At 49.4% G+C, this 5,499-nt stretch carries 7 protein-coding genes (1 of these 7 running past the window's edge); 5 read left to right on the top strand and 2 right to left on the bottom strand.

Annotation, left to right across the window (positions count from 1 at the left end; translation table 11 throughout):
- The 4 genes from QVO97_RS10440 to QVO97_RS10425 form a co-directional block, all read left to right on the top strand.
- Positions 1-1,068, top strand: a 1,068-nt coding sequence (locus QVO97_RS10440; protein ID WP_288189639.1) for a competence/damage-inducible protein A, incomplete at its 5' end; no start/stop codon positions are given.
- Between the two features lie 103 nt (positions 1,069-1,171).
- Complete coding sequence (locus QVO97_RS10435) at positions 1,172-1,510, top strand: hypothetical protein (protein WP_022360266.1); 339 nt, start codon at positions 1,172-1,174, stop codon at positions 1,508-1,510.
- Between the two features lie 146 nt (positions 1,511-1,656).
- Entirely contained in the window at positions 1,657-2,730 is a 1,074-nt protein-coding gene (locus QVO97_RS10430) for a hypothetical protein (protein ID WP_288189638.1), read from the top strand.
- A gap of 1 nt (position 2,731) precedes the next feature.
- Entirely contained in the window at positions 2,732-3,136 is a 405-nt protein-coding gene (locus QVO97_RS10425) for a GerW family sporulation protein (protein ID WP_022360264.1), read from the top strand.
- 268 nt (positions 3,137-3,404) lie between these two features.
- Here the strand turns inward: QVO97_RS10425 and QVO97_RS10420 are convergent, their stop codons facing one another.
- Both QVO97_RS10420 and QVO97_RS10415 read right to left on the bottom strand, forming a co-directional pair.
- A complete protein-coding gene (locus tag QVO97_RS10420) occupies positions 3,405-4,472 on the bottom strand; it encodes a HAMP domain-containing sensor histidine kinase (protein WP_022360262.1) in 1,068 nt (355 codons plus the stop codon).
- Entirely contained in the window at positions 4,469-5,146 is a 678-nt protein-coding gene (locus QVO97_RS10415) for a response regulator transcription factor (RefSeq protein WP_022360261.1), read from the bottom strand. Before QVO97_RS10415 ends, QVO97_RS10420 begins: the two co-directional genes overlap by 4 nt.
- A 319-nt stretch (positions 5,147-5,465) precedes the next feature.
- Here QVO97_RS10415 and QVO97_RS10410 point away from each other — a divergent pair, with 319 nt between their 5' ends.
- Positions 5,466-5,499, top strand: partial view of an efflux RND transporter periplasmic adaptor subunit gene (locus tag QVO97_RS10410; protein ID WP_369678415.1) — the start only. The gene runs 1,157 nt beyond the window's last position; the window shows 34 of its 1,191 coding nt (coding positions 1-34); it begins with the start codon at positions 5,466-5,468; its stop codon lies off the right edge, out of view.

Genomic DNA, 5,499 nt, shown 5'->3' with positions numbered 1-5,499 from the left:
GTTATCATCGGCGGCGGTCTGGGACCGACGGAGGATGATATCACGAAGGATGTCTGCGCGGAGCTGATGGGAATGCCGTTAGTTGAGGATCCGGAGGTGCGGGCACATCTGGAGGACTGGTACCGGCAGCGCAAGCGCACCGATATTCCGGATAGCAACTGGCGTCAGGCGCTGGTGCCGGAGGGCGCGGTGGTATTTTCCAACACAAACGGCACAGCTCCGGGACTTGCCCTGGAGAAAAAAGGTAAGACCGCGATTCTTCTTCCGGGACCGCCGAACGAACTGTATCCGATGGTGGAAGATCAGGTTTGTGCTTATATTCAGAAACGATCTGACTGTGTGATCTATTCCCAGATGCTCAAAATCTGCGGATACGGGGAGAGCAAGGTGGAGGAGATGCTTCTCGACCTCATCGACCAGCAGACGAACCCGACGATTGCGACCTATGCAAAGACGAAAGAAGTACATCTGCGCGTGACCGCGAGAGCCGAGAGCGAAGACGCGGCAAAACAGCTGTTAAAACCGGTTATCAAAGAGATCAAGAAACGGTTCGGTAATGCGGTTTACACGACGGATGAGCATGAGAATCTGGAGGATGTCGTTGTCCGCCTCTTAAAGAAATACGACCTGACTGTGACAACCGCAGAGTCCTGCACAGGCGGTCTGATCGCCGGACGCATCGTCAACGTGCCGGGGGCTTCAGAGGTCTTTAACGAGGGATACGTGACGTATTCCAATAAGGCAAAGAAAAAGATCCTGGGCGTCAGTAAGGCGACCCTGAAAAAATACGGCGCGGTCAGCGAACAGACGGCGCGTGAGATGGCTGCAGGCGGTGTATTTACGACGGATGCGGATGCCTGTATCGCTGTGACCGGCATCGCCGGACCGGACGGCGGAACCGAGGAGAAACCGGTGGGACTCGTCTATATCGCATGTTATATGAAGGATAAAGTCAAAGTAGAGGAATACCATTTCCGCGGAAATCGCGAGAAGGTGCGTGAGCAGACGGTGATTCAGGCGCTGGATCTGCTGAGACGGTCGATTATTAAGAATTATAAAAAAGATTGATCATGTAAAGGAGGGAGAGCTGACAGGCGGGGAGAAATAGCCGGAAATGTGCTGTTTTTAGAGCGCCATGGATCGGGCTCTCCTTTTTTAGGAGGCGGGGACGATGATTTGGTATAAATATCTGTATCTGGGAGAAACTGCTAAAAAGCATCGTTTTTCGATTCTACAGAAACTCCGCCTCGGAAAGGTACAGCCGGGCGTTCACGTGATCACGCCTGCCTCAGGCGGACACAACCTGCTTGATATCCTGCCTGCCTATGTGCTCCGGCAGAATTATTACCGGGAGCAGGCGGATCTGCTGATCGTAGGGGTCGGCGCGAGCTACCAGGATGCCGTGGAGACGGTGGGGCGGATTGTGGATGAGACGTACCGCGAGACGGGTGGATTTGATGTGAAGACGTATCTGAGAGAGAAGGAAGACAGGCTGAGGAAAAAGAGGTAAGTATTTTGCAGCCTTTGATAAAGTTTTTTTGGACTGAAAATGTCTTCTGACCTCAACATCATATGATACAGAGCTGATACATGAATTTGTCAATGAAAGAATAAGAAGTGGGAGGGGATGGATTGCTGCATATTTTGTTCATAATCTTGAAAATACTCGGAATCCTGCTTCTTGTCATTCTGGGATTGTTGTTTCTGTGCCTGCTGGCGGTTTTATTTGTCCCGATTCGATACCGGGGGAACGGAAGCTACCACAGTATCAAGGATTTTGGCGTGCACCTGCATATCCATTGGCTGCTTCATGCGGTGTCGCTGCGGATTGCTTATGAAAATGGGCTTCGATATGCGGTTAAGTTGTTTGGATTCCGGATTTTCGGGAGTGAGAGTGAAGAGAAAGATACGGAATCTGGGCGTGTGCGGGAAGGCATGCAGGCAGCGGATTCGGATGAGCTGGAATTTGTAAATGCGCAGGAGAAAACAGGGGATGATGATTTAGACACCGGTGAACTGATTTTGCGGGCGGAAGCAGCATCGGAGAAGACAGACGCCGCGATCGAGAAAGCGGAGGAAACTGCCAGGCTGCTGGAGGAGGCGGTGAAGAGACGGAGTGCGCAGAGGGAGGCGGAAATGTCTCAAGCTGTGAAGAATGCAGATGCATTTCCAGATGTGAAGGAGGCGGGAGTGTCCGAGGCAGAAGGAGAAACGCATCGGGCAAAGAATGAATTAAAATCAAATCCCAGCCAGGAAAAGCGTGAATCGTTCCTTCATAGAATCATTAGCTGGTTCAAACAAAAATGGAGCGCCCTGCGGCAATCCCTCTCAAAGCTGCTTACCCGAATCAACAACCTGGAGCACAAACGCCAATCCGTCCTTGCATTTATAGAAAATCAAGAAAATCAGAAGTCATTTCGCCTGATCAAACGCCAGCTCATGCGAGTTCTGCGGCATATATTTCCCAGAAAGCTGTCCGGGCAGGTTACGTTTGGCGTGGAGGATCCTTATTTGATGGGACAAATTTTGAGTGTGGCGGCTTTTTTGTATCCAGTTTACGGAAAGAAGATTGATTTGACTCCGGTCATGGATGCAAATGCGCTGGACGGGGAGCTTTCGTTCCGGGGCAGAGTCCAGATTGGCGTGCTGGCATTGATGGCGCTTCGGATCTGGATGGATAAGAATGTACGGACACAGGTTTATAAATATAGAAACCGAGGAGGAAGATAATATGGCAGACAATCAGTTTGCATCGACAATCGGTGCATTATTTCAGGGTATGGATGAGTTCGTCACGACGAAGACAGTCGTGGGAGAGCCGGTGACAGTTGGCGATGCGATTATACTTCCACTCGTGGATGTAACCTGCGGCATGGCGGCGGGCGCGTTTGGTCAGTCGGCGAAAGAGAAGAATGCGGGCGGCATGAGCGCCAAGATGACGCCGAGTGCGGTGCTGGTCATTCAGAATGGCATGACGAAGGTGGTCAATATCAAGCATCAGGATGCATTGACCAAGGTTCTTGACATGGCACCGGATCTCGTCAATAAATTTGTCGGCGGAAGCACCGGACCGATCGATGCGGAGACGATGCAGACAGCTGAGAAAATGGCGGGCGAGATGGAAGAGAAGAAATAAAGAAATTAAAATCAAAACGCTTCATAGAATGATCATAGCACACGATCGAATGTCAGATGTCTCTGGCAATGATCGCCTGCTATTTAACTTCTTTTGAAAACAGACATTTCAGAGAGGTATCATTCTATGAAGCGTTTATTTGGTTTAGTCCTTTTTTCAATGGGATTTGGCATGACCCTGGTGCTCATTTTCCCAAAGAATTTTCTATGGGTCAGCATCGCCATTTCTCTGATGATTGTCGGGTACAATATGTTTTGCCGATGAGATTCTATGCTTTTTCAAGCGGCAGAATCACTGTAAAGCAGCTACCCTCGTCCACCTGGCTGGATACCTCGATGGTACCATGCATCAGGTCGATGATCCGTTTCGTGATGGAAAGTCCCAGCCCGTTGCCCTTTTCATTGGGATCAGAGTTCCTGCTGTAAAATTTTTCAAAGATCCGTTTCATCGTGGCGTCATCCATGCCGACGCCGGTATCGCGGATGGAGACACGCACCTTATCTCCTGTGATGACGAGTTTGGCAGAAAGCATACCGCCAGCCGGGGTGAATTTGATGGCATTTTGCAGGAGATTGATCCAGACCTGCTGCAGCATCTCACAGTTGCCGTAAAATTTGCACGCCGTCAAATCAATGTCGAGATTCAGATGCTTTTTCTCCCAGAGCGGTTCCAGCAGAAGAATCGCCTGCCGGATTTGTTCGTCGAGGCTGAACGTCGTGCGGCCAGTCACGATCTCCTGCTTTTCCAGGCGGGAAAGCAGAAGAATGTTGCCGGTCATCGTGGTGAGCTGGCGCGTGCTGTCGATGATGATGCGCGTGTATTCATTCCGGTCCGCTTCTGAGAGAGATGGATCCTGCAGCAATGTCGCATAGCCCTCGATGGCGGCGAGCGGTGTCTTGAACTCATGGGAAACCGTGGTTACGAAATCATTTCGCAGCGATTCGATGCTGTTTAACTCCTGCACCATACGGTTAAAATTGTCGGTTAGTTCACAGATCGCCTGCAAAGACTTCGAATTTGGTACATGAACAGAAAAGTCTCCGTCTGCTACCTGCTTAGCGGCAAGGCTTATGGAACCGATCGGGCAGAGGATTTTCGACCAGAGGAACAGCGACAGCGCGATACTGAACGCAAGGCTGCTCAAAAATGACATCAGACGCGGAAAATTCGGACCGAAAATCCGAAAAACTTCGTGTTTATCTGTTCCGCTTGTGAGCAGCGAGACAAAATATCCGGTCAGCATCGGTATCAACGAGGACACCAGGAAGAAAAAGACCAGGAGGGTCAGCCAGTAGAGTGGAATCTGGAAATATTTGGTAAAGTTCTTGCTGATCATGCTTCTGTTTTCACCGCCTTATAGCCGAGACCCCGCACGGTCATGATGATAAAATCATCGCAGTTTTTAAACCGTTCGCGCAGCCGGTTGACATGCACATCGACCGTCCGTTCGTCGGTTGTCGAGTCAAGCCCCCAGATTTCGTCCATGAGCTGCTGCCTCGTGAAAATCTTATTTGGATAAGAAAGTAATTTATATAGAAGATAAAATTCTTTCTGCGGCAGAAGCGTCTCCTGCCCGTTGACCGTGACCGTCAGTGCATCGTAGTCGAGAATTGTATTTTGGCAGACAATCCGATGCTCCGTCGCGATCTTGGCGCGTTTGAGCAGGGCGCCAACCCGCAGAACCATCTCATTGACATCGATCGGCTTCACCATGTAGTCATCCGTGCCTGCCTGAAAGCCGCGCTGCTTGTCTTCAAAGCGCTCTTTGGCGGTGATAATCAGGATCGGCATCGTAAATCCGCTCGTCCGCAGGTGATCAATCAGTTCATATCCGTCCATTCCGGACATCATAATATCCGAAATAATGAGATCTACATATTCAGAATCTAAAAGAGATAATGCTTTTTCGCCGCTTTCTGCCGGAAGCGCCAGATAACCATTGTTGGTGAGTACCGTGCAGAACAGGGAACGCAGTTTCGCATCATCTTCTACCACAAGAATGTGAAACATATCCGTAAAACCTCCCTATAATTCAATTAAAAAGATGTAATATTATAAATACTCATAGTATACCACATAAGTTTAAACTGATTGTGAACGGTGCAACACATTTTTTTCACGGTTCGTTTACATTCAGTTTATATGTAGTTGAAACTCGTTTAAAAATGGGATGTTATACTAGGGACAATTAGGAAAAACCAGAAAGGAATATGCGAAATGAGTAAACTATCTTCTCTGATGGAAGCGGCAAAGCAGAATAAAAAGAAAACAGCCATCATCGCGGTGGTGGTGGTGCTCGTACTTGTGGCGCTTTTTATGCGTTTCAAGGGTGGCAGCAAAGGATGTTCAGGCGGCGGTCCGGG

This window comes from Clostridium sp. CAG:43, from assembly GCF_000434655.1.
Classification (GTDB): Bacteria; Bacillota; Clostridia; order Lachnospirales; family Lachnospiraceae; genus Otoolea; species Otoolea fessa.
The sequence above is the reverse complement of the archived record's forward strand: the minus strand, read 5'-3'. Positions and strand labels throughout refer to the sequence as shown.